General features: G+C 36.0%; 19 protein-coding genes, 1 pseudogene and 1 other annotated feature. Of the genes and pseudogenes, 5 read left to right on the forward strand and 15 right to left on the reverse strand.

The features are described from left to right. Positions 1–182 precede the first annotated feature (182 nt). The 11 genes from ACFSUL_RS11870 to ACFSUL_RS11920 all read right to left on the reverse strand — a co-directional run bounded on the left by ACFSUL_RS11870 (position 183) and on the right by ACFSUL_RS11920 (position 11,063). Positions 183–1,157 (reverse strand): hypothetical protein, encoded by a 975-nt coding sequence (locus ACFSUL_RS11870; protein WP_377935658.1) that lies wholly within the window; start codon positions 1,155–1,157, stop codon positions 183–185. A 129-nt stretch (positions 1,158–1,286) separates the two neighbouring features. Then, positions 1,287–2,033: a hypothetical protein gene (locus tag ACFSUL_RS11875; RefSeq protein WP_377935660.1), complete on the reverse strand. Its 747-nt coding sequence runs from the start codon at positions 2,031–2,033 to the stop codon at positions 1,287–1,289. Next, the gene (locus tag ACFSUL_RS11880) at positions 2,030–2,659 is read right to left on the reverse strand and encodes a PilN domain-containing protein (protein ID WP_377935662.1); all 630 of its coding nucleotides are present in this window, start codon (positions 2,657–2,659) and stop codon (positions 2,030–2,032) included. The genes ACFSUL_RS11875 and ACFSUL_RS11880 overlap by 4 nt, the downstream gene beginning before the upstream one ends. Continuing rightward, the gene (pilM, locus tag ACFSUL_RS11885; RefSeq protein WP_377935664.1) at positions 2,659–3,627 is read right to left on the reverse strand and encodes a type IV pilus biogenesis protein PilM; all 969 of its coding nucleotides are present in this window, start codon (positions 3,625–3,627) and stop codon (positions 2,659–2,661) included. The genes ACFSUL_RS11880 and pilM overlap by 1 nt, the downstream gene beginning before the upstream one ends. 14 nt (positions 3,628–3,641) lie before the next feature. Further along, on the reverse strand, positions 3,642–4,385 hold the full coding sequence (locus ACFSUL_RS11890; protein WP_377935666.1) for a prepilin peptidase: 744 nt from the start codon (positions 4,383–4,385) through the stop codon (positions 3,642–3,644). 15 nt (positions 4,386–4,400) lie between these two features. Then, positions 4,401–4,841 carry a type II secretion system protein gene (locus ACFSUL_RS11895; RefSeq protein ID WP_377935668.1) on the reverse strand — a complete coding sequence of 147 codons (441 nt, stop codon included), beginning with the start codon at positions 4,839–4,841 and terminating at the stop codon, positions 4,401–4,403. Positions 4,842–4,972: 131 nt separating this feature from the next. Then, positions 4,973–6,184 carry a type II secretion system F family protein gene (locus tag ACFSUL_RS11900; protein WP_377935670.1) on the reverse strand — a complete coding sequence of 404 codons (1,212 nt, stop codon included), beginning with the start codon at positions 6,182–6,184 and terminating at the stop codon, positions 4,973–4,975. Further along, positions 6,185–7,228 carry a type IV pilus twitching motility protein PilT gene (locus tag ACFSUL_RS11905; protein WP_377935672.1) on the reverse strand — a complete coding sequence of 348 codons (1,044 nt, stop codon included), beginning with the start codon at positions 7,226–7,228 and terminating at the stop codon, positions 6,185–6,187. It abuts the gene before it with no gap. A 9-nt stretch (positions 7,229–7,237) separates the two neighbouring features. After that, the gene (locus ACFSUL_RS11910) at positions 7,238–8,899 is read right to left on the reverse strand and encodes a GspE/PulE family protein (RefSeq protein ID WP_377935674.1); all 1,662 of its coding nucleotides are present in this window, start codon (positions 8,897–8,899) and stop codon (positions 7,238–7,240) included. A 20-nt stretch (positions 8,900–8,919) separates the two neighbouring features. Then, positions 8,920–10,275 carry a hypothetical protein gene (locus tag ACFSUL_RS11915; protein ID WP_377935676.1) on the reverse strand — a complete coding sequence of 452 codons (1,356 nt, stop codon included), beginning with the start codon at positions 10,273–10,275 and terminating at the stop codon, positions 8,920–8,922. A gap of 20 nt (positions 10,276–10,295) precedes the next feature. Further along, positions 10,296–11,063, reverse strand: coding sequence for a hypothetical protein (locus tag ACFSUL_RS11920; RefSeq protein ID WP_377935678.1), 768 nt, complete (start codon positions 11,061–11,063; stop codon positions 10,296–10,298). Between the two features lie 292 nt (positions 11,064–11,355). Here ACFSUL_RS11920 and ACFSUL_RS11925 point away from each other — a divergent pair. The 4 genes and pseudogenes from ACFSUL_RS11925 to ACFSUL_RS11940 all read left to right on the forward strand — a co-directional run. Next, positions 11,356–11,439: pseudogene (locus ACFSUL_RS11925) on the forward strand (type II secretion system protein); the annotation flags it as partial. A gap of 175 nt (positions 11,440–11,614) precedes the next feature. Continuing rightward, positions 11,615–12,049 (forward strand): type IV pilus modification PilV family protein, encoded by a 435-nt coding sequence (locus ACFSUL_RS11930; protein WP_377935680.1) that lies wholly within the window; start codon positions 11,615–11,617, stop codon positions 12,047–12,049. 18 nt (positions 12,050–12,067) lie between these two features. Next, positions 12,068–12,460, forward strand: coding sequence for a prepilin-type N-terminal cleavage/methylation domain-containing protein (locus ACFSUL_RS11935; protein WP_377935681.1), 393 nt, complete (start codon positions 12,068–12,070; stop codon positions 12,458–12,460). A 10-nt stretch (positions 12,461–12,470) separates the two neighbouring features. After that, a complete protein-coding gene (locus ACFSUL_RS11940; RefSeq protein WP_377935683.1) occupies positions 12,471–14,018 on the forward strand; it encodes a pilus assembly PilX N-terminal domain-containing protein in 1,548 nt (515 codons plus the stop codon). Positions 14,019–14,083: 65 nt separating this feature from the next. Here ACFSUL_RS11940 and ACFSUL_RS11945 read toward each other — a convergent pair whose 3' ends face one another. The 3 genes from ACFSUL_RS11945 to ACFSUL_RS11955 form a co-directional block, all read right to left on the reverse strand. Next, positions 14,084–15,787 (reverse strand): sensor domain-containing diguanylate cyclase, encoded by a 1,704-nt coding sequence (locus tag ACFSUL_RS11945; protein ID WP_377935685.1) that lies wholly within the window; start codon positions 15,785–15,787, stop codon positions 14,084–14,086. A 90-nt stretch (positions 15,788–15,877) separates the two neighbouring features. Continuing rightward, complete coding sequence (locus ACFSUL_RS11950) at positions 15,878–17,176, reverse strand: bifunctional folylpolyglutamate synthase/dihydrofolate synthase (RefSeq protein WP_377935687.1); 1,299 nt, start codon at positions 17,174–17,176, stop codon at positions 15,878–15,880. 114 nt (positions 17,177–17,290) lie between these two features. Continuing rightward, on the reverse strand, positions 17,291–19,942 hold the full coding sequence (locus ACFSUL_RS11955; RefSeq protein WP_377935689.1) for a valine--tRNA ligase: 2,652 nt from the start codon (positions 19,940–19,942) through the stop codon (positions 17,291–17,293). 194 nt (positions 19,943–20,136) lie between these two features. Beyond that, positions 20,137–20,378, reverse strand: a binding site (T-box leader). A gap of 170 nt (positions 20,379–20,548) precedes the next feature. Here ACFSUL_RS11955 and ACFSUL_RS11960 point away from each other — a divergent pair. Beyond that, entirely contained in the window at positions 20,549–20,737 is a 189-nt protein-coding gene (locus tag ACFSUL_RS11960; protein ID WP_377935691.1) for a hypothetical protein, read from the forward strand. A gap of 34 nt (positions 20,738–20,771) precedes the next feature. Here the strand turns inward: ACFSUL_RS11960 and ysxE are convergent, their stop codons facing one another. Further along, positions 20,772–21,821, reverse strand: a complete 1,050-nt coding sequence (gene ysxE / locus ACFSUL_RS11965; protein ID WP_377935693.1) for a spore coat protein YsxE — start codon at positions 21,819–21,821, stop codon at positions 20,772–20,774. Positions 21,822–21,996: the final 175 nt, after the last annotated feature.

A 21,996-nucleotide genomic window follows, 5' to 3' on the forward strand; every position in this document is an offset into this window, starting at 1 on the left:
ATTATATTACCAAATTCATCCTATATGGACAAGTGTGATACGTTCATTTTTATGAAAAAGAGAAAGGAGGCCGACCTACGAGTTTAGATAGCAAGTTTTAACTATCCCCCTTATAGAGTTAGCTATTTTAATAAGGGTATCAATTGGTCAGCCCCCATACGAAGACAAATAATTCATAATGGCTACTTTAGACTTCCATATATCTCTAGATAAGAAAGGACTTGTTTTTGAGCTTCTAGTGCATCATCACTTGATTTTAGCCCAATCAGTGCATTTCCTGCGTTGATTAAATTATTTTTCATCTCCTGAATACTTTCCTGTTCAACTTTTATTCCCTCAATTGCTTTTAACTTTTCCTTAATAGTGGTCATTACCCCTTCGTTCGTCGTTCCCATCACTAACCCGTTGGAGCTTTCTTGTGCAAGTAGTGAATATACCTCGTTCCCTTTTTCAAGAAATTCTTTTTCCTTTTCTGTTACTTGCACTGTTTTACCGTCCAATACAAATTCTTTTGCATATACATCAATTTTATCTTTATATTGATCACTTACTAAATTTGCCGTTTCTAATTCCCCAGAAGCTGCAACAACTAAATAAAACTGTCCATCTTTCTCCACTTTAGCTGTTGGTATTCCTTTTCCCTCAACGGATTTTCTCGTTGCTTCTAGAGATTCCTCCGTTGAGAAAACTCCACCTTGAATAACAGGAATAGATAACCCCTTCAGTTCAGCAGCTGCTGTTTTAACCTCCTTCCCTTTAGTACTTGCCGATTCATCTTGTAAACTAGCAGCAGGTGTAGACGGACTATCCGTGTTAGTAATAACCTTTAAGGTTCCAAATCCAAGTACAACGCCCACCACTATCGCTCCTATAAGAGACATAATAATACTAGAGGAACCTTTAAAGGGATTTTTTATCTTTCTATTTTTTAACTTTTTGTCTTGTACATAATTGATTTTTTTGTATTCTTTCGGTGTAGATACTTGCTCTTCTGGCAGTACCCATTCGAAGCTATCTTCATCTAATTTTTCCTCTGCAGCTGCCGTTTCTTTTTCTCCAAGTTTCCAATTATGTACAAGCAGGTCATCCTGTTTATCTGTTTTCTCACCATTAATCTTAATCGAAATTTTCGTGTTTTTTTTATTCTGCTTGTCCAAAATGCCGCCCTCCTAAACTAGTTTTTTTCATGCTATCATAACGAATAAAAAAAAGAACAAGACTTTTGTCGTCTTGTCCTTATTGGTTTTCGTCAAATTTTTTAAAAGTTTAGCTTGCTATTCATCCATTCACTCATTGTTTTTGTTCGGAAAACGATGAAAGGGATCTTTTTTGTTAGCTGGCTCTGGAGAATCGAATTTCGGCAGTTCTTCTGCAAGCTCTATTAAATCAGGTAAATAAAAGGTAGAGATAACTAAAATAAAGCTTATCGTCTCATCTTCATCCTCATAGGAAAAAATTTCTTTAGGACCTGTAAACGCTATTTGTTCCACTTCAACAATTCGATCTAGACTCTCTAATTGTGCTATAAAATTCTTTAATTCAAAATAATTTTCCGTATCAACAGAAAGCGTAGCTGTTAATTTCTTTAATCCACTCGGTAAAACTTCTATCGTTTCCGCTTTATTCACAGCATTTTCATCAGCATTATTTGTTGATTCTATACCTTCTTCTGCAGTTATGCTTGTTAAAGGAAGGGACACCTCTCCGTCAGTAAACTCTATCGATTTTATCAAGCTTCCTGAAATAACCTCCGCCTTTTCTAGATCAATTAACAGCTTCTGCTCAAAGGGTTTCACTGGAACTTTTTTTTGTAGTGAACTCGTATCTTCGAATGTGTTTTGTTCTATCTCTTCCATTTTCGATTCAAGAGCGGAAATAAGTTTATTTTCCACTTTTATTTCATTTTCTATATGCTCTTTTTCCTTTGCTACAGGTTGATAAAACAGCCAGTAAAAACTGAACACAATAACAGAAGACAGCAAAAATGTCCCAATGATAATTAGCGATTCTCGCTTAGTCAAATGAAGGTTCATTCACTCTCTCTCCCTTCACCGCTTGCTTCTGTCCCACCTGTTTCCAATTCTGTCTTTATCAAATTTTTGTTTAGCATTATTTCAAATTGCCCAACATAGCGCGGAAGAGAATGATCATTAGTGATTGTATCATTTTCTGTGTCATTAATTGTCACTGTTTCTAGCTTCACTATTTTAGCGTCTGTTATCCAATTAGATGTTTCTAGACGGTCTAGGTAGTATGCTGCTTCTCTACTTGAATCAAACTGGATATTTAACGTAATAACACCATCTTCACCGTAATTGAATTCTTCAAAGAATCCTCTTTCAGGTAAAAGGTCTATCAAATGGTCCAACACAGGAACCGTTTCAATAGGATATTTTTCAGCCCAACGAACTGCCGCTTTTAATTGCTCACCAGCATTGGAAACATCATAGCCTGTTAAATTACCTTCTAACACAACCCGAAGCTCTTGTTTCTTCTGCAATTGAGAAGACAAGTTCTCTACATCTGAATGCAGGGAATACCGTAAAAAGAATAATATTCCTAACGCAAAAAGGAGTAGCGCTATAATGACGACTATACTATAAAGCAGCGCTTTTTTTCTCGTTTCTTTCTGTGGAAGTAAATTAATATCAACTAACATTAAAGCACCTCTTTTAATCCAAGACCAATGGCTAGAGCATAAGCAGCAGGTATCGTTTCTCCTGTTTGCGAATCTTTTATTTTACACTCTACGATAGAAGTAGGTTTTGCCAGTCTTGTCTCTAAGTGGGACTGAATCTCATTTAAAAAAGGATGCTCACCTGTAAGAAGAACCTTATCTATCATTACTTCATTTTTGTTCAGTGAATACTGATAGAAACTGATAATTTTTTCAAGCTCTTTAAACGTATCCTCAAGACGAAGCAGCCCATCATCATTGACGCCTTGCGCATTACTTTCAGAAAGCAGTTCTGACTCCTGGTTTAGGACAACTGGACGATTAAACACTGGTTGATGTTGATGAAATATACTAACAATTAATTCTTTCGGTGTAAAATATAAAATTAACTCATGATTGTTTTCTTCTGTTATGCCTTCATAATAGAGAAAACGGTAAAGAGCTAACGGACCAATATCCGCTGCAACAGGTTTTAATTTAACATCTTCTAATAGTTGCTGATAGTTCAGAATAATTTCTTCTGGAGCTGCTACAAGAATGATCTCTTTTTTCTCGTCCTTCTCTCCGACAACAACAGCATCAAATAAAGGGTTTTCAAACGGCAGGTGAATACTTGTTCCTATTTCAAGAAATAAATAATTGAACACTTCATCGTTTTCTATATCAGAAGGAATTGTCATCTGCCTCACAATGATTTGGGTATTGGGAACGGTAAACTGCACTTCTCGCTTTTTGATTCCCCACTCAGCAACACATTCTTCAAGGATGGTAAAGAGTGTTTCGCTCTCCATGATTCTCCCATCCGAAATAAGCCCCTCAGGGAGGGAATACTCTCCATAGTCATGAACGGAAAGCGGTTGTTTATGTTTTAGTTCCACAAAACGAATGCTGTCTTCTGAAATTATTAAGTTGACTCTATTGTTATTTTTTTTGAAAAGCTGTGAGAACATGCAGAGGCCCCCCTCTAATTAAATAACGAAAAATACCAAACAAGTAGTTGGTTTTGATAAAAATAAGTCAGTATTGTACCTGCAACTATGTATGGTCCAAAAGCAATTGGCTGACCTTTTTTAAATAGCCCAATAGCAAGACCTATACCCCCGACTACTGCTCCAAATAATGTCGAAAGGAAGAAAGATAACAGCACTAGTTTTACACCACCAACAAATCCAATTAGTGCAAACAGCTTAATATCGCCTCCGCCCATTCCACCTTTACTTACAATGGCAATAAGAAGGAGTAAGGTGAAGCCGACGAACGCACCAATAAAAGAATCCCACCAAGGAGACAATGGAATAAACATCCGTTCAATAACAAAAATAACCGCAAAAAATAGTAAAACCTTATCAGGAATAATCATGTATTTACTATCACTAACAAATATGATGATAAATAAGGAAATCAGTGTTAACGCTACAATTAATTCTGGCTGCAGCCCAAAATGACTGTAGGCAAACAAAAATAATAGACCTGTTAACAACTCCATAATAGGATAAAGGGGAGAAATGGGCCCTTTGCAGTTGGCACATTTTCCCCCTTGAAATAAATACGATATAACAGGAATTAACTCTTTCGCTGTCAACTTATGCTGACAATATGGACAAGCAGACCTAGGTTTAATTATCGATTTTTTTAACGGCACTCGAAGGCCAACTACATTGTAGAAGGAGCCTAGGAGGAGACCGTAGATTAGAATAATTATTTTCATAATTAGATTATTCTCTTATTCTAAAGTAATACCATCTCGTGTAAGGTCGCCAGGATTTTCCTCATCAATATAAGTAACGCCTCCACCATCTTCTATTAGTGTTACGTTATAAGTAGGGTTTCCGTTATTCTCACCAATTGTAACTAAAGAAGCATCCTCATCATAACCGGCACCTGATGGATCTTCTACTGGCTCTAAATAACCGTCATCAATTAACTCTTCTAAAGTGATAGAGCTATCTTCACCAAGCTCATTTGCTGTCATTGCTAATCTAGCCGCACTCACCATCTGCTGCGCATTTGCAATATGAGCATCTCTTCTTGAGTTATCAATCAACCCACCAATACTTGGAACAGCAATGGCTGCAATGATTCCTAAAATAACAACAACCGCTAGTAATTCAATAAGTGTTAATCCTCGTTGGTCTTTTAGTTTTCGACCTAATCTTTTTAACATTTTTTCTCCTCCAATAAGCCTTTTTATTTAGGTATTTAGAACCCCCATTCTCATTATACATAAAAAAACTGTCAAAAATAGAGGTAATTTGTTACATAAAATTGTAATTTTGCAAAAATAAGAATATTCATTTAATAACCCTGAACATTATTAAAAATTTCAAACATCGGAACGAGAATTGATGTCACGATGGTTCCAACAATACCTGCCAACAAGACAATCATTAATGGTTCAATTAAAGACTTTAGTCTATCAGTTGCTGTTTCTACTTCTTTCTCATAGAAATCCGCTACTTTTCCGAGCATTGAATCTAACGAACCTGTTTCTTCTCCAATCGCGATCATTTGTGTAACAAGTGGTGGAAACGCCCAATGTCTTTGCATCGGTGCTGTTAAACTATTTCCTTTTTCCAATGAATCACGAGACTCATTTATTACTCTTGCTATCACTTCATTCTCGACTATTTTTTCCACTATTGTTAAGGCCTGCAAAATTGGGACGGAGCTAGAAAATAAGGAACTTAGTGTTCGTGTCATTCTTGCCAAGACAGCTTTTTGTAGCATTCCGCCAAAAATCGGAATCCTTAAAGTAAAATAATCCAAATAATACTTTGTTTTTTTGTTTTGTCTCATTATACCAAGACCTATAAAAATAAGAATAAGTGCCCCAATAACCAAATACCAGTACTTTTGCATAAATTCACTAGAGTCTAGAACAAATTTCGTTATTAGCGGTAGTTCTCCTCCAAAATCTTGAAGCATTGTTACAAATGTTGGCACAACGGCAGTTAATAAAAAGATAACAACTCCAATAGCTATAATACCTACAACGAGCGGATAAGCAAGAGCAGAGATAATCTTTTGCTTTGTTATATGTTGTTTCTCATAATGCTCCGCAAGGTTTTCGAGCGTTTCATCTAAGCTTCCCGAAGCCTCTCCTGCTCGTAGCATGTTGATAAAAAGAGGTTCAAATACCTTTTTATGCTTTGCACAAGCTTCTGATAATGGATTCCCGTCTCTAATCTCACCTTCTATGCCATTTAACACTTTTTTCAATGCTTTACTTTCCGTTTGCTTCGCTAGAATCCCAGTAGCATCAACCACTGTCACTCCTGCGTTTAAAAGTGTTGAAAATTGCCGTAAAAAAATGACCAAGTGCTGCAGCTTAACAGGGTTTCCGATTGTAATATCTTTTGTCATTAATGTTTCAGGAACTTCTTGAATATCAACAACTCTTGTACCTTGTTTTCGCAGCATCATTAATGCTTCTTTTTTATTCGTTGCCGTTACCGTCCCACTTCTGCTTCCTCTTTGATCACGACCAGTGTATTTAAAGCGAGCCATCTAATTACGACTCTCCTCTCTCAAAAACGGAAACGCTAACTCTTTTGATATCGTTCCACTTTCGTAAAGCCCTGATACACTTTCTGTCATCGTGTGCATTCCTAATGCTTTCGATGTTTGCATTGTATTGGCAATTTGATGTGCTTTTTCAGAACGAATAAGGTTACTAACAGCAGGATTGTTTATTAGTAATTCGGTCGCTGCCCTTCTTCCTTTTTTATCAACCGTCGGAAACAATCGTTGCGATAGAATCCCAACAAGAACGGAAGCAAGCTGAATCCGGATTTGTGCCTGTTGTTCGGGTGGAAACACATCCACAATTCTTTCTATTGTCGCAGGAGCACTTGATGTATGGAGGGTCGCAAGGACAAGATGACCTGTCTCCGCCGCTGTAATTGCAGTGTGGATTGTCTCCAAATCTCGCATTTCTCCAACTAAAATAACATCTGGATCTTGTCTTAATGCACTTCTAAGTCCTTTAGAAAAATTTTTCGTATCAAAACCAACTTCGCGCTGATCAATAATACAAGCTCCATGTTTATGCAAGTACTCAATTGGGTCTTCTAATGTGATAATATGCTTTCTCATCTTTTGATTCATGTAATGAATAAGCGAAGCAAGTGTAGTAGATTTTCCACTTCCTGTTGGACCCGTTACTAATAATAGCCCTTGAGGTTTTTCCACTAGTTTTTTCAAAACAAGTGGTAGAAATAGGTCATCTATTGACGGAATACTCGTTGGCACTACTCTAATAGCTAGTGACACACAAGAACGTTGCCGAAATGCATTTACCCTAAAACGAGAGATGCCAGGAATACCATATGAAAAATCAAGGTCCCCTGCTTCTTGAAAACTTTGCCACACATTATCTTGGATAATCGCTCTTGCCATCTCCTCCGTTTCTTCTGGCAGAAGTGGATCTTTTCCAAACCTTTTCAAATCTCCATGCAACCTAAAAATTGGAGGAGATCCGACTGTTAAATGAATGTCCGATGCCCCTAACTCATATGCAGACTTTAATAAATAATCAATTCTCTCTTTCACGATCATCACCTACTCCGAAATGGCTACTCTTAATACTTCCTCCGTCGTTGTTAAACCTTGCTTTACTTTTAACAAACCATCATCCACCAAAAATATTGTTTTATTTCTAATCGCATGTTCTCTTAGTTTAGTGAAAGGTTCATTATTTAGGATGACTTTTTTCATATCATCATTCATTGCGAGCACCTCATGTATGGCAAGACGCCCTTTGTAACCAGTCATATTACAAGAGGAACAACCTGCTCCCCGCATAATTCTATCTATTTTCATGCCCCTTTTAGCAAATATTTCAATTTCTCGCTTTGTCGCTTCCACTTCATGACCGCAATCACGGCACACTCTTCTAACAAGACGTTGCGCGACCACTCCACTCAACGAAGATGCAACTAGAAACGGCTCGACTCCCATGTCAAGGAGCCTTGTAATGGTTCCTAATGAGTCATTCGTGTGAATTGTGCTTAAAACAAGATGACCTGTTAAGGAGGCTCTAATCGCTACCTCAGCTGTTTCTTTATCACGAATTTCCCCAACCATAATAATATCCGGATCTTGCCGAAGAATAGATCGTAACCCTTTCGCAAACGATAAACCGACATTTTGATTAACACCAATTTGATTGACACCTTCTAGTTGATACTCCACGGGATCCTCTATCGTAATAATATTAACCTCTTCACTATTGAGTTTGTTTAAAGCAGCATATAGTGTTGAAGACTTACCCGAACCAGTTGGACCTGTAATCAATACAATTCCTGTCGGTTGCTCAATCATTTTCGAAAATCGTTGATAGTTCACTTTATTGAATCCAAGTTTCGTAATATCGTTCAGCGTACTACTTAAATCTAAAATCCGCATGACAATTTTTTCACCATAAACGGTCGGCAATGTTGAAACACGCAAGTCAATTGGTCTGAAATCAACATTTGTCTTCATACGCCCATCTTGTGGAATTCGAAACTCCGTTATATCCAAGTTTGACATAATTTTCACTCTAGCAATCAACATGCTTTGCATATGTTTCGGCAAATTTCTTTCTGTCCGTAAAACACCATCGACACGATATCGAATGCTTACTTTTGTTTCTTGCGGATCAATATGAATATCACTTGCTTTTTGTGTAACAGCATTGGAAAGGATCTGATTTACTAGCCGGACAATTGGCGAATCCTGGTCAACAATAATTTGTTCTTCCATATTATCCGTATCGTCTGTGCTTTCTGCTAAGTCCTCAAAACCATCTTCCAAATCATAATACTTATTGATTGCCTTTAAAATATCATCTTTTGTAGCAATTGCTGTTTCAATGAAAAACCCCGTCGCCAACCGCAAATCTTCAATAGCATAAAAGTCCATTGGGTCTGCCATTGCGACAAATAGCTTGTCTCCTTCTTTCTTTAACGGAATCATTAAATTTCGCTTTGCTTGTTCTTTTGGAATTAAATGAAATAAGTTCGTTTCAAAAGGGTAGCGATATAAACTAACATGAGGGATTCCTAATTGGAATTCTAATACTTCAATCAATTGTTGTTCCGTAATATATCCTCTTTGTAAGAGCGCATCTCCTAGCTTTTGTCCTCTACTTTTTTCTTCTAAAGTAGAGAAAAGCTGTTCTTTTGTTATTAACCCAGCTTCGACTAGTAAGTCACCTAATCTCTTTCTTTCATTCACCATAGTATCACCTGCTTATCAGGTTATTTCATCATTTCTGTTGATGATTCCATTTGCTCATTAGAAGAATTATTGGATTTATTATTCTTTTCTTCGCTTGACTCTACATTTTCTTTTTTATTCCCATTATTTTCTCGGTTATTTTTGCTCTCTTGCCCTTCAGAACTTTTTTCATCTTTGTTATTTTTTGAATCTACATCTGAATTCGAATCTGAAATTTCATTAGTTACTGTTGCTTCTTCAATAGGGTGTAACTCGATACGGTGAACAGGTGGATAAAAATCTTCAGCTAGTAGTGTTTCTTCAAGCAATTGTCCTCTTGGGTCAAGTGTTTGCCGATATACTTTAATAAGGCTACCTTCTTCTCCTTGTTCCTTCACAGTCATATCGCCCTTCGATATAAAAGGACTGAATTGTTTTATAGTCCGGGGAAGGAATGTTTCTTTCCCTTCTACCATTACATTATATTGATGCGGAAACGGTATCCCTATAAGTTTCGTGTTTATTATGTTGTCTTCCAATTCAAATTGAATTTCATAGGACACCTGATTTGGATTAGCAAAAACAAAATCCATATTTTTTTCCGTGTCAAAATGTGCCTCATAACCTAACTTTGCATAGGAGGGAAGAGAAAGACTCGTATTTCGTTCCGCGATAGAAAAGTTAGTAGGTAGTAAAAGTTCATAGATGATGGAGGATATAACACTTAAATTTTGACCTTGTTCAATGGTAAACCCTTCATTTTTCAAAAAATGCATAAGTGAAAACTGCGAGCTCCCTTCAATTTTTATGGAAGGAAATGTCTCAATAAAACTTCGGACGCCAGATGTCGTTTTCACCATATCTTTTTGAACTTGGGACACTACCGTTACTTCTTGAGAATCAGAAATGAAATCCTCTAGCTGAAGAGCTATTTCGGGATTCAGGGATGAAGTGGAATGCTCTAGTTTATTTTTTACCTTTCCTATATCATATCTTGCTAGGTTAATAGATGGGATATTATTCGTCAGTATTGCTTTTAACTCTTCTTCAGGAATAGTTACGATTAGTTCATTACCATTATTAGTCGCACTATTTAACGTTTTTTCAATATCAAATGTAAAACTAGCTGTTTTCACATGTATTTCTTTATCTACATGACGTATGCTGACTCTCCCTTCAAGCTTCCACTCTTCTATTTTTTGAAGTAAAAGCTCACGAGCTTCTACTTCTGACTTTCCAGATACATTTACAGAAGCAATACTTGTGTTTGGTCCGTATGTTTTTGCCTTTAAAACGAATTTTTCATAAGCATTTGCACCTAAATGAGAAAAGCCTAACACAAATAGAGTCGATAGAAGTAATGTGTAAAATATTTTAATAAACCGTACCGATTTCACACTAACCGCTCCCTTCTTTTCTATTTATCACGTTTATCTGACTTTTCTACATCAATGTCCTCTAAACTCACCCTTTCCAACCATTCCTCGAGATCTTCCTCCTCTTCCTTCACCGGGTCCATTACGGGTGTATCCGTTTTTATGTCTTCTATTTTATTATCCGCTGAAAATTCCTCTATTACTGTAGAAGGTTTTTCCTGTTGATGGATAAAAGCTTCACTTAAATCGTCCATCGCTATGGTCATTGGTTTAGCTTCGTTTTCTACTATTATTTCTATTCCCTCTTTCTCACTAGCTAATAGTTGTTCTTTGTCCATTTCAACTTCTTTTGTTGCAGTAGCCTCATCACGAAACGTCGCTAAAAAAGTACTTTCTTCTTCAGCCAAACCTTCTAATTCTTCATTACTAGATAATTTTTCTTCAGATTTCATATCACTTTTTTCATTCTGTTCGACTAAGCCTTCTGAATCATTATTAATTTCTATTTTAACTTTGTTATTTATATCTACCGGATTCTCTATCGCTTCTTCATTTGAATCAATCGTCTCAAAAAATACCGAAGTAAACCGTTGGTCAATTAAATAGGAAGTTACAACTAAAAGAAGCAATAGTAGTACTCCTACAATCCACCAGGAATATTGCGTTTTTGCAAATATACTTAGCACAGAAAAGCATAAAGCGATGCTAGCAAAACCTACCTTCCCTTTTACAGAAAAAACTGTTGGAATGAAATAAAGAATAGGGATAAGCATAATAAAGACTAGTATCGCAAATAGGTATATATACATACATTACCTCTTTCTAACTAGAATATTTTCATCTATAAATTGACGCAGGTACAGAAGGCTAATATCTAGTTTACGTTCTTTAAAGAAGCTCTTCACCAGAAATACCTCTATAAAATAAGAAGTTACTTTTTCACAGGATGAAATACCCATTTAAAAGAATTTCCTATTATCTTTTTCTAAGAAATTAGACTTAAATCAACAATAATCGACTTTATGTTATTGTATAATAAACTTATGTATTTTGAAAGAAGGTGGCAGAGTGAAACTGTCAAATTTCTTGACTGATTAAAAAGGCCTAACTCTTATTGAATTGCTTGTTTCTATTACAATTCTAGGTATTTTGTTGTTAAGCTTTATAAACTTCTCCTACAAATAGAAACATATACCAACTATAATTCAGAAAAAAGTAGTAGACGTAAATGTAGCTAGACATGTCATAATATTTATGGAAAAGCATAGTTACTCGGAAGTGAAAAATTGTTTCTATAATAAACATGGAACATAAAAAGTCACATTCTAAGTTTTTTAAAAATAAAGGATGGTCCAAAAAAATGAGGAATTTTTCATCGAATTTCTTCTCTGAAAAAGGGATGACATTAATTGAAATATTAGTTTCAATCGTAATATTGTCTATGATTATAGTACTAATCATACCAATGTTTATTCAATCATCCCGTTCTAATACTATGTCACAAAATATTACAGAGGCAACGTACCTTGCACAAGCAGAAATGGAAGAAATAATAAATATGAACACTAGCTCCACTTCCTCTTCTGTAAATACTTTATCAGACGGTATTTTAATGAGAGGCTATCAAAATGATATCTCCTGTCATAAATGTTATGGAATGAGTAGGGATGGTCATTATATATTTATTCAATTAAAAAGTATATCGGGAAAACTAGAAAAAGTAATCGTGAAAGTGTATAAGGATAAGAAAAAAGATAAACAGCAGGCCCAAATGGAGATGATTTTATCATGGTAAGATTAGTTGGTGTTATGAATGAAAAAAAGTGAAGAAGGTGTAACATTAGTTGAAGTATTAATTGCCCTTGCACTACTTTCCATGATCTTACTTCTTGCAAATTCCGTTCACTTATTCGTCCAAAAACAAATGAATTCACAAGTAAATAAAATTCAAGTCCAATCTGACGAAAGATTAGCGATTGGCCTTATTACAAAAGAGATTAGAAAAGCAGAGACAGTAGAGACAAATCATCTTAATGAACTAATAATTAACGAAACAGATGTTTACAAGCTAAAGAGCACTACATTAACCAAAAATAATGAACCGTTCATTTCAAATATAAAGAAGTTCACTGTTAAAAAGCGTGGAAATCAAGTCACATTAAAAATAGGTAGTTTGCCTGAAACTATTATTTATTTAAGGGAATAGGTGTGTCATTATGAGAAGAATACTCGCTCAAATAAAATCACAAAAGAATGAACAAGGAATTGCTTTAGTTGTAGTTTTATTAGCCCTCACCATAATTTCAATTTTAGGCTTATCCATCATGGGACTTGCAGTAAACAATACGAAAATGAGTTCTAGTGAAAGAACGTATCAATCTACTTATTATATCGCAGAGTCTGGTGTTACTTACAAGATAAATAAAATTAATACAAACATAGTTGATATCTATCATAACTCTGACGATGCAAGTACCTTTTTTTTACATGCTGAGAATATGCTAATGAACTTAAATAATGATCCCCCCTATAAAAATTTTGAAGATTCCTTTGGTCATAAACCTGAAGCAAAAGTAACCATTGAGAGAATCGATACTAGTAATTGGAATTCCCTTCATTTTAGGGATTATAAAATAATATCGGTTGGAACCATAAACAATCGTTCTAGAACAGTAGAGAAACACTTTCGTATCACTTGGAAGCCAAAAACTGACGTCATCATTCCTGATACAGCCGTTTTTGTTAAGGACTCTATAAACTTATCTGGAGGAGCAAAAATTATCGGTGGAGCCGGAACAAATTCATCAGCCTCGAGTTCAATAAACCTAGATGGAGGTGCGAGTATTTCAGGCGATATATACGTAGGCTCTGATTCAGGAGACAGTATAATTAATAAGCCGAATTGGATGGAATTAGATAATGAGATAATTAAATCGGCACAGGCAAAAACATTTGAAATGCCTGAATTCCCTTCTTTTCCAAGCTATCCTATACCTGAAGATGAAAAGGTGCATAACTCTACAAATAGCTATAATGTCATTAATGATGGCTCCTTGTACATCGATAGCTGGATGACGGATAACTACACTTTAACTATGACAGAAAACATGCAATTCAATGAAATTCGCATTACATCTAATTACACATTAAATATTAATGTCGGGGATAATGATCGGGCTATTGTTGTCAATAACCTTCATTTACCTAATGGAAAGATTAACATAAATGGTACTGGAAAACTGACAATCTATGTTAATAACAACATTACTATGGGCGCAGGTAGTGCGATTAATACAAATGATCAAATAGAAAACTCTAATCGGAGAAGGGATGAACAAACAAGACTACAACTAATAAAAGATCACGTAAAAAAACTAGAAATCTTTTATAAAGGGAGTAATTTAAACTTATCAGGGGGGCAAAAAATATACGGCTCTTTATATGCTAAAAATGCAGAACTAACTTTAACCGGTGGTTCAGGCTTTCAAGGACATTTACTATTAGGTGGGGGGAAAATAGAGATAAAAGGTGGTGCCAATGCTGTTACTCAACTATTCTATGCACCAAATTCAGATGTTATCGTGTCTGGAGGAGGAACAATTAAGGGTTCCATTATTGCTCAGTCCTATACTGCAACAGGTGGCAGCAGTGTTACATTTGATTCTCTAAATCCAAATGATTTACCTCCAATCCTAGCCGGAACTTCAGAAGGAGCATATTCAGCAGAGGATATTATTTCTGCTGAACCATCCCGCGAAAAGTAAAAAATCCCCTAACATTATAGGCTATAAAAGAAGAAACCTTGTGCATCAACACAAGGTTTCTTCCTTTATTTCACATACTCCGCAACTCGATTACGTCCAGCTTGTTTTGCCCCGGTATAAAGTGCTCTATCAGCGTGCCTGATAAGTGCGAGTGTATCATCTGCGTCTCCAGGTGCAGTTGCAACACCGATACTTGCTGTAATGCCTACTTCTAAAGTCCTTCGTTTTTTATCCAAATCACTATGTACTATAAAAGGAGTATTGGCGATCGTTTTCCTTATCCCTTCAGCTACTTCAAACGCTTCGTTTTTAGTAACATCTGGTAGAAGGATAACAAACTCTTCTCCACCGTATCTTGCAACAGTTCCACTTGAGCAAATACAGTTAGTTAACCGGTTTGCTAGTTGAATCAATATTTCATTACCGCTTTGATGACCATATTCGTCATTAATTCGTTTAAAATGGTCAATATCAAGCATAATAAGACTAAGACACTCTCTCTTGCCAATATTTAAGTGGTTACATTCTAACGTTAGTAAACTTTCAAAATACCGATAATTATATAGCTTTGTAAGAGCACATCTCTCACTATTGTGTTTTGTTTGCTCATGATGCCTGGCATTTTCAATCGCTACCCCAAAATACGAACAGAGAATATCTACAATCATGAGCTGGAACTTTTCATAAGCTGCTTTTTTGGAAGAGGCAAGAAATAGTACCCCTCTTACCTTTTGACTTCGAATGATGGGAACGCATAAAATACTTTCTACGCCTTCTGGCATATATCCTTCAGTAGTCCCCTTCCATTCCGTTTTACTTCCGTACATAACCGGTTTCCCTGACGACCATACACTCCCGCAGATTCCCCGATTCCTCTTCATAGAAGGCAAATCATTACTTTTTCTCTCTCCTTTTTCTATCCTTCTCAGCAATACCAATTCATCATCTTTCACATCTAATATGTACGCATACTCAACAGGTAATATTTTACTGATCTTTTGCAAAAAAAGATCTAACACTTCGGAAACTTGAAGGCTTTCTGCTAATTGGCGGCCGAATTCTCCCGCTTTTTGGAGATATTTATTTACTTTTTCAGAAGAATTATAAAGTCGTAAAATAATTGATACACTTATAAACGGAATGCCTATTAGTACCGTAGCTATAGGCCCCAATTCATATGTTAAATAGAATAATGTCAAGGATTGAGGTAACATAACCAAATTTGAAATAAAATCCCAACTGAAATCAAGGTAGGTAAATTTTCTATTCAGTGGTTTGTAAAAAAGCATTAATAACAACTGATTAGACAAAATGGAGGCAATCTGATATACAAGAATCGGAACAATCAAACTACTAATCGATTGATAGCCGATTATTCCTCCTACTAAATAAAAGCAAAAACCACTAAATAAGGAAACAAGAAAAAACATTGTCGAGCTTAGAGGGAGACGATACCCATCCTTTTTTCCAATCTTCATTCGAATTAATACTGGAATAATGGAAATTTGAAACAGTAGTACTTCGACAAATAATCCGTATTTAATAAACCCTACTAGCGTCACCCATTGAATAAAGAAAATAGTTGTGCCATTAATTGTTATAGGAATTAATGGTACAATACTAGCCAAAATAAATAGAGCTACAATATTCCATAGTTCCCCTTCTATATTTTCAGGAGGGAAGAATTGATAGATACAATACACACCAGCTGGAACGATACATACCCATAGTATCCATAGCAACCGTTTATATTTAGTAACTATATCCATAATTACCCTCCCCTTTCAAAAATTAGTAAAAAAGTCATAAGTTTAAAATAATTTTATCAAATAATATGATAAAAGTCACTTTAATTTTCTCTATTTTTCCAATAATTCAATAAGTTCTGGTTTAATAGTTGATAGAAAATATAATGACCCTGTTATAATTAATACATCATCCTCTTTTAGACTTGGTAACAACTCTAAAATATAATGGTACCAATCCTCTACTAGTTTCTTATTTGAGTGCGTAGATGTTTCGTAAAGTTCTTTTGCCGTTGCAGCTCTTGGAAAGTCAAAGCTCGTGAAAGCAATCGACAGCGCTACATTTTCTAGTTGCTCTAACATGTTCTCTACCTTTTTATCTTTTAAAGCAGCAAATAATATATGTACTTTTTCATTTTGAAACCTTGAATTTACTGTCTCAACTAACGCTGTTACACTTTCAGGGTTATGAGCCCCATCTAAAAATACAAGTGGTTCCGTTGACAATCGTTCCATTCTTCCCGGCCAATTTGCTTTTTTTAGCCCATTTATTATTGCCTCTTTCTTTATAATAAACTCTTTATTTGCATTCAATAACGCAATAGTAGTCAATGCTAAAGATGCATTTTCCACTTGATGCTTCCCAATCATACTAATAACGAATTCATCTTGCTGTTTTTTAAAAGAGTAATAAAAACTTTCACCTGTCTCAAGAGATGCTAGATGCTCTATTTGAAAATCTCGTCCTAGCATGAATAATTTACTATTTTGTGTAGCGGCCTTTCTTTCCATTACATTCAATGCTTCAAGTTGTTTTACCGCCGTTATCACAGGAATGTTCTTTTTGATAATACCAGCTTTTTCATATGCGATTTCCGCCAAAGTGTCACCCAAAAATTGCATATGATCATAGCCTATACTAGTAATAACAGAAACAAGTGGTGTAATCACATTCGTTGAATCCAATCTTCCACCAAGCCCTACTTCATAAATAACCAAATCCACTGGTCTTATTTCTGCAAAATAGTAAAGACTCATAATCGTAATTACTTCAAACTCGGATGGTCCACCCCATTCCGTTTGTTCTAATTCTTCTGCTAATGGGCGAATAATCTCTACTAGTTCAACGATTTCCTCGTCAGAGACTGGAATCCCGTTTATGCTTATTCTTTCATTGAATTTTTCAAAATACGGGGAAGTAAAAGTACCGACATTATATCCAGCTGCTTGTAGCACATTTCGAAGGTATGTAACAGTAGACCCTTTGCCGTTTGTTCCACCTACATGTACCGTTTTTATCTTCTTTTCTGGGGACCCTAACTTCTCAAGCATCCATTCCATTCTCGTAAGTCCTGGTTTTATTCCAAGTCTCAACCTTGCATGAATCCATTCTACTGCCTCTTCATAATTCATTTTCTACACACCATCCTACTTACTATATTAGAAAAAGGACTGACAGGAGCAACTACTTTTTGATACTAGGCTGCTTGTCAGTCCTCTTTAGTTAATTAAAATTCAGTACACTTATTAAACATTTTTCAGTTCTTGAATTCGCGCTTCTACTTTTGAACGTTTTTCAAGATAGTCTTTTTCTTTCGCTTTCTCTTCATCAACTACTTTTTGTGGTGCTTTGCTCACAAATTTTTCATTATTCAATTTCCCTTGTACACGCGCAACCTCTTTATTCCACTTCTCCAACTCTTTTTGCAGACGAGCAATTTCTTCCTCAATATTTATTAATCCCTCTAACGGTAAAAATAAGTCCACACCTGTTACAACAGCAGTCATTGCTTTATCAGGAGTTTCAATGTCGGTAGCAATTGTTAATTCCTCTGGATTACAGAATCTTTCAATATAACCTTCATTACTTTTTAGAATTGCTAAAACTTTGTCGTCCTTTGCTTTTAATAATAATTTAATTTGTTTACTTAAAGGTGTATTTACTTCAGAACGGATATTACGAACAGAACGAATAATTTCCACTAATAACTTCATTTCTTCTGCCGCTGCTTTGTCTGTTAAACTTTCCTCCACTTTTGGCCAAGAAGCAACAGTGATAGATTCGCCATTATGCGGCAAGTTCTGCCATATTTCCTCGGTAATAAACGGCATGAATGGATGTAAAAGTCTCATTGTATTATCAAGAACATAAGCTAATATCGACCTTGTTGTCTTTTTCGCCTCTTCATCGTCACCATATAGCGGAAGTTTGGACATTTCAATATACCAATCACAGAAATCATCCCAAATAAAGTTATACAATGCGCGACCAACTTCACCGAATTCGTAACGATCGGCCAGCTTCGTTACCGTCTCGATCGTTTCATTTAATCGAGTTAAAATCCATTTATCTGCTACGGATTTCTTTCCTGTTAAATCAATTTCTTCATATGTTAATCCATCCATATTCATAAGCGCAAATCGTGACGCATTCCAAATTTTATTAGCAAAATTCCAAACAGATTCAATTCTCTCCATTGAGAAACGTAAATCTTGACCAGGAGAACCGCCAGTAGATAAGAAGTATCTTAATGAATCGGCGCCATACTTGTCAATTACTTCCATTGGATCTACACCATTACCTAATGACTTACTCATTTTTCTTCCTTCTGCATCACGAACTAGTCCATGAATTAATACATCTTTGAAAGGGCGTTCCCCAGTAAATTCGACACCTTGGAAGATCATCCGTGAAACCCAGAAGAAAATAATATCATAGCCAGTCACAAGCGTGTTCGTCGGGTAGTAGCGTTTGAAATCTTCTTCATCAACATTAGGCCATCCCATCGTTGAAAACGGCCATAATGCAGAACTGAACCATGTATCTAGTACGTCTTCATCTTGCTTCCAGTTTTCGATATCTTCAGGAGCTTCATGTCCAACATAAATTTCCCCAGTTTCTTTATGATACCAAGCTGGAATACGATGACCCCACCACAGTTGTCGTGAAATACACCAATCACGTATATTTTCCATCCAGCGTAAATACGTTTTTTCAAAGCGCTCAGGAACAAAGTTTACTTTATCTCCTGTATTCTGAAGGTTTAACGCCTCATCTGCTAGTGGCTGCATTTTAACGAACCACTGTGTTGATAAATATGGCTCAACTACGGCTCCGCTTCGTTCCGAATGTCCTACAGAATGCATATGCTCTTCGACTTCGAAAAGAACGCCTTCTTCTTGGAGATCTTTCACTATCTCCTTGCGGCAAACGAAACGATCCATTCCCGTATATTTACCGGCTTTATCATTCATCGTTCCATCTTCATTCATTACCAGGATTCTATCCAGATTATGACGGTTACCGATTTCAAAATCGTTAGGGTCATGAGCAGGAGTTATCTTTACAGCTCCCGATCCAAATTCCATATCAACATAATCATCTCCAACAATAGGAATTTCTCTGCCGGTAATCGGTAAAATAACTTTTTTGCCAATTAGATGTTTGTAGCGTTCATCTTCTGGATGAACAGCAACAGCTGTGTCCCCTAGCATCGTTTCTGGACGAGTTGTTGCTATTTCAATGTGACCAGAACCGTCTGCAAGCGGATATCTCATATGATAAAAGGCACCTTGCACATCTTTATAAATAACCTCAATATCAGATAATGCTGTTTTCGTTGCTGGATCCCAGTTGATAATGTACTCACCACGATAAATTAGACCTTTGTTATACAACGTTACAAAAACTTCCCTAACCGCTTTTGATAATCCGTCGTCCAATGTGAATCGTTCACGGCTGTAATCTAGACCTAATCCTAGCTTTGACCATTGCTGGCGAATATGTTCAGCATACTCTTCTTTCCATTTCCACGTCTCTTCCACAAATTTTTCCCTACCTAAATCATAACGGGACTTTCCTTCATCACGAAGTTTTGCTTCTACCTTTGCTTGAGTAGCGATACCCGCATGATCCATCCCAGGTAACCATAATACATCATAACCTTGCATACGTTTCATTCGTGTTAATATATCTTGCAATGTAGTATCCCACGCATGACCTAAATGCAATTTACCAGTAACATTTGGGGGAGGTATTACAATTGTATAAGGCTCTTTTTCCTTATCATTTTCTGCCTCAAAAAATTTCCCCTCTAACCACCATTGATAACGACCTCTTTCAATTGTTTGCGGATCGTATTTCGTTGGCATTGTTAATTCATTTTCTGTTGTTTCCATACTTTTTCCTCCTTTATTTCAAAAGCGGAAGCAGCTTGTCGCCTCTAGCCGCTAAAGCTTGCTGTAGACAATTTCAATAAAAAGATTGTCTACAAGCGAGTATTTTCTTGTTCCTTAAAAACAAAGCTTTAGAAATAGCTCTCTAGAAAGGCAGTGATTAGTGATTGATGCAAATAAAAAAATCCTCCGTCACATAAAAGGACGAAGGATTTGGATTCGCGGTACCACCTTTTTTTCACAAGGGTAATCAAAACTAACTATACCCTATAGCTCTCAAGCAAGATAACGGCTTTTAACCGGCTTCTACTACTGCCTTGTTCATAGAAACAGCTCCCTGGGCGACATTCCATTGCCTTTACCTAGAAAACCTCTCAGCAAATTAGTTTTCCTCTCTTAAGGTCAGTGTCAACGTACTCTTCCCATTCATAGCTTTTAAAATTGTATTATATAATCAATATATTATCTAAAAAGAAACTTGTTCGTCAATCATTATCGTCAATTTTATTAAAAAACATTCACTTTAAATAAGAAAAGCGGAAATAGCACATTTTCTCTCCTATTACATACAATGTAATAGAACTTCATCTAGGCACTAGGAGGAAAAACATGAAAAAGTATAATCCTTATTCATTGCCGCCATGGTTGAGAAACGCCCGCAACCTTTGCAAACAATTTATTATTCCTTTTTCAATTTTCCAAGGAATTCGAACAATTCTCTTACCGACAACTTTCGATGTATTACTACTCACTTTATTTATCCTACTTGCTATGGCTTTATTCTTTGATTGGATTTAATGGTCTGACACTTTTTGAGCATATGCTCATTACATCAGGCCTGCTCTTTTTCTTCCTCAGATTGTTTGTTCTGTTCCTCTTTTCTTTGCTCTTCTATTTCATTTAATCGCATAACAACGTACTCGGTGTTTTTTAACATCCAATAATATCTTTGTAGTTTTTTTACTGACCTTATTTCATTCCGTTTGCTTCCTTTATCATGATAGTATTTCTCAACCATTCTGATGATAGAGCTGGGATAGGCTAAATAACTCATAAACAACAGCTTTTCTTCATTTCGAAAAGAGAAATGATGAAAATAGGTAACAAGCCAATCGATGCATTCATCGTACAATTTAGGATAGGATTTAAGTGTTCGAGATAAAAAAGGAAGCAAATCATGATAGGGAGAAGCAACCTTTGACTGCTCAAAGTTATGAAAATACGCTGTTCCTCTTTCATCAAATAAAAAGTGCTCGGTAGATAATTTTCCATGTGTAATAACTGTTCGAACTTTATCATTATCCTTTGTTTCTTCATACCATTCGTTTAATTTCCTTTGTGAAAAAACGAGTGCTTGAGATATGTCTCCATAATACATACAGTAATGTAATTGGAATGGGGACATATAAGTCGTTTTCTCACACTCTTCGATATACTCTTCTAGAAATTGCTGTTCTTTTTCCCATCTCGATGTTAGTTGTTCATAATGTTCCGTTCGTTCTTCTTTATTAATCGTAACTTCCTTGGAAGAAAGAGTATGAAGCCTTGCTAATTCACGAAACAGCTTTTGATGCTTTTCAAATCGATTCTCTTTGTCCTCATTCATAAGCCAGGGCATAATATAAAACAAGTTTCCATCGTTCCAGACTGCATATCTCCCGTCTAATGTTGGATAGATAGGAACGATATGATGGTACCCCCTCTGATAAAGAAATTGCACATTTCGTATAAAATCTACTCCATGCTTAGCAGGTAATTGTTTGACGGCTAGAGTACCTTTATTCGAATAAACTTTTTTCACTTTTCCAAATGTCTCTATAAAATATGGTTCAACCCCATAAGGTTTAAGAATGGGTTTCATTACTTCTACTGCTTGATCCATCTTCTCACCTTCTAAATAGCAATTAGTTCTTATGGCTGTCACCCGTCGTCTCGAAAAAGATGAATGGACTGTCCCCATAGAAATGGAGTCAGTCCACAATAGTTAGACTCTTCATATTTTTGGGTTTTTCCTTATTGAATATCACCCCAATGATAATACGGATGGGCCTCCTCTT

It is taken from the genome of Bacillus seohaeanensis (genome assembly GCF_042684945.1).
In the GTDB taxonomy this organism is placed as follows: domain Bacteria; phylum Bacillota; class Bacilli; order Bacillales; family Bacillaceae_B; genus Rossellomorea; species Rossellomorea seohaeanensis.

Excerpts from the sequence above, each read along its gene's own strand:
- ACFSUL_RS11875 (WP_377935660.1), bottom strand. The coding sequence starts at position 2,033 with ATGAACCTTCATTTGACTAAGCGAGAATCGCTAATTATCATTGGGACA.
- ACFSUL_RS11880 (WP_377935662.1), bottom strand. The coding sequence starts at position 2,659 with ATGTTAGTTGATATTAATTTACTTCCACAGAAAGAAACGAGAAAAAAA.
- pilM (WP_377935664.1), bottom strand. The coding sequence starts at position 3,627 with ATGTTCTCACAGCTTTTCAAAAAAAATAACAATAGAGTCAACTTAATA.
- ACFSUL_RS11890 (WP_377935666.1), bottom strand. The coding sequence starts at position 4,385 with ATGAAAATAATTATTCTAATCTACGGTCTCCTCCTAGGCTCCTTCTAC.
- ACFSUL_RS11895 (WP_377935668.1), bottom strand. The coding sequence starts at position 4,841 with ATGTTAAAAAGATTAGGTCGAAAACTAAAAGACCAACGAGGATTAACA.
- ACFSUL_RS11900 (WP_377935670.1), bottom strand. The coding sequence starts at position 6,184 with ATGGCTCGCTTTAAATACACTGGTCGTGATCAAAGAGGAAGCAGAAGT.
- ACFSUL_RS11910 (WP_377935674.1), bottom strand. The coding sequence starts at position 8,899 with ATGGTGAATGAAAGAAAGAGATTAGGTGACTTACTAGTCGAAGCTGGG.
- ACFSUL_RS11920 (WP_377935678.1), bottom strand. The coding sequence starts at position 11,063 with ATGTATATATACCTATTTGCGATACTAGTCTTTATTATGCTTATCCCT.
- ACFSUL_RS11930 (WP_377935680.1), top strand. The coding sequence starts at position 11,615 with ATGAGGAATTTTTCATCGAATTTCTTCTCTGAAAAAGGGATGACATTA.
- ACFSUL_RS11935 (WP_377935681.1), top strand. The coding sequence starts at position 12,068 with ATGAAAAAAAGTGAAGAAGGTGTAACATTAGTTGAAGTATTAATTGCC.
- ACFSUL_RS11940 (WP_377935683.1), top strand. The coding sequence starts at position 12,471 with ATGAGAAGAATACTCGCTCAAATAAAATCACAAAAGAATGAACAAGGA.
- ACFSUL_RS11945 (WP_377935685.1), bottom strand. The coding sequence starts at position 15,787 with ATGGATATAGTTACTAAATATAAACGGTTGCTATGGATACTATGGGTA.
- ACFSUL_RS11950 (WP_377935687.1), bottom strand. The coding sequence starts at position 17,176 with ATGAATTATGAAGAGGCAGTAGAATGGATTCATGCAAGGTTGAGACTT.
- ACFSUL_RS11955 (WP_377935689.1), bottom strand. The coding sequence starts at position 19,942 with ATGGAAACAACAGAAAATGAATTAACAATGCCAACGAAATACGATCCG.
- ACFSUL_RS11960 (WP_377935691.1), top strand. The coding sequence starts at position 20,549 with ATGAAAAAGTATAATCCTTATTCATTGCCGCCATGGTTGAGAAACGCC.
- ysxE (WP_377935693.1), bottom strand. The coding sequence starts at position 21,821 with ATGGATCAAGCAGTAGAAGTAATGAAACCCATTCTTAAACCTTATGGG.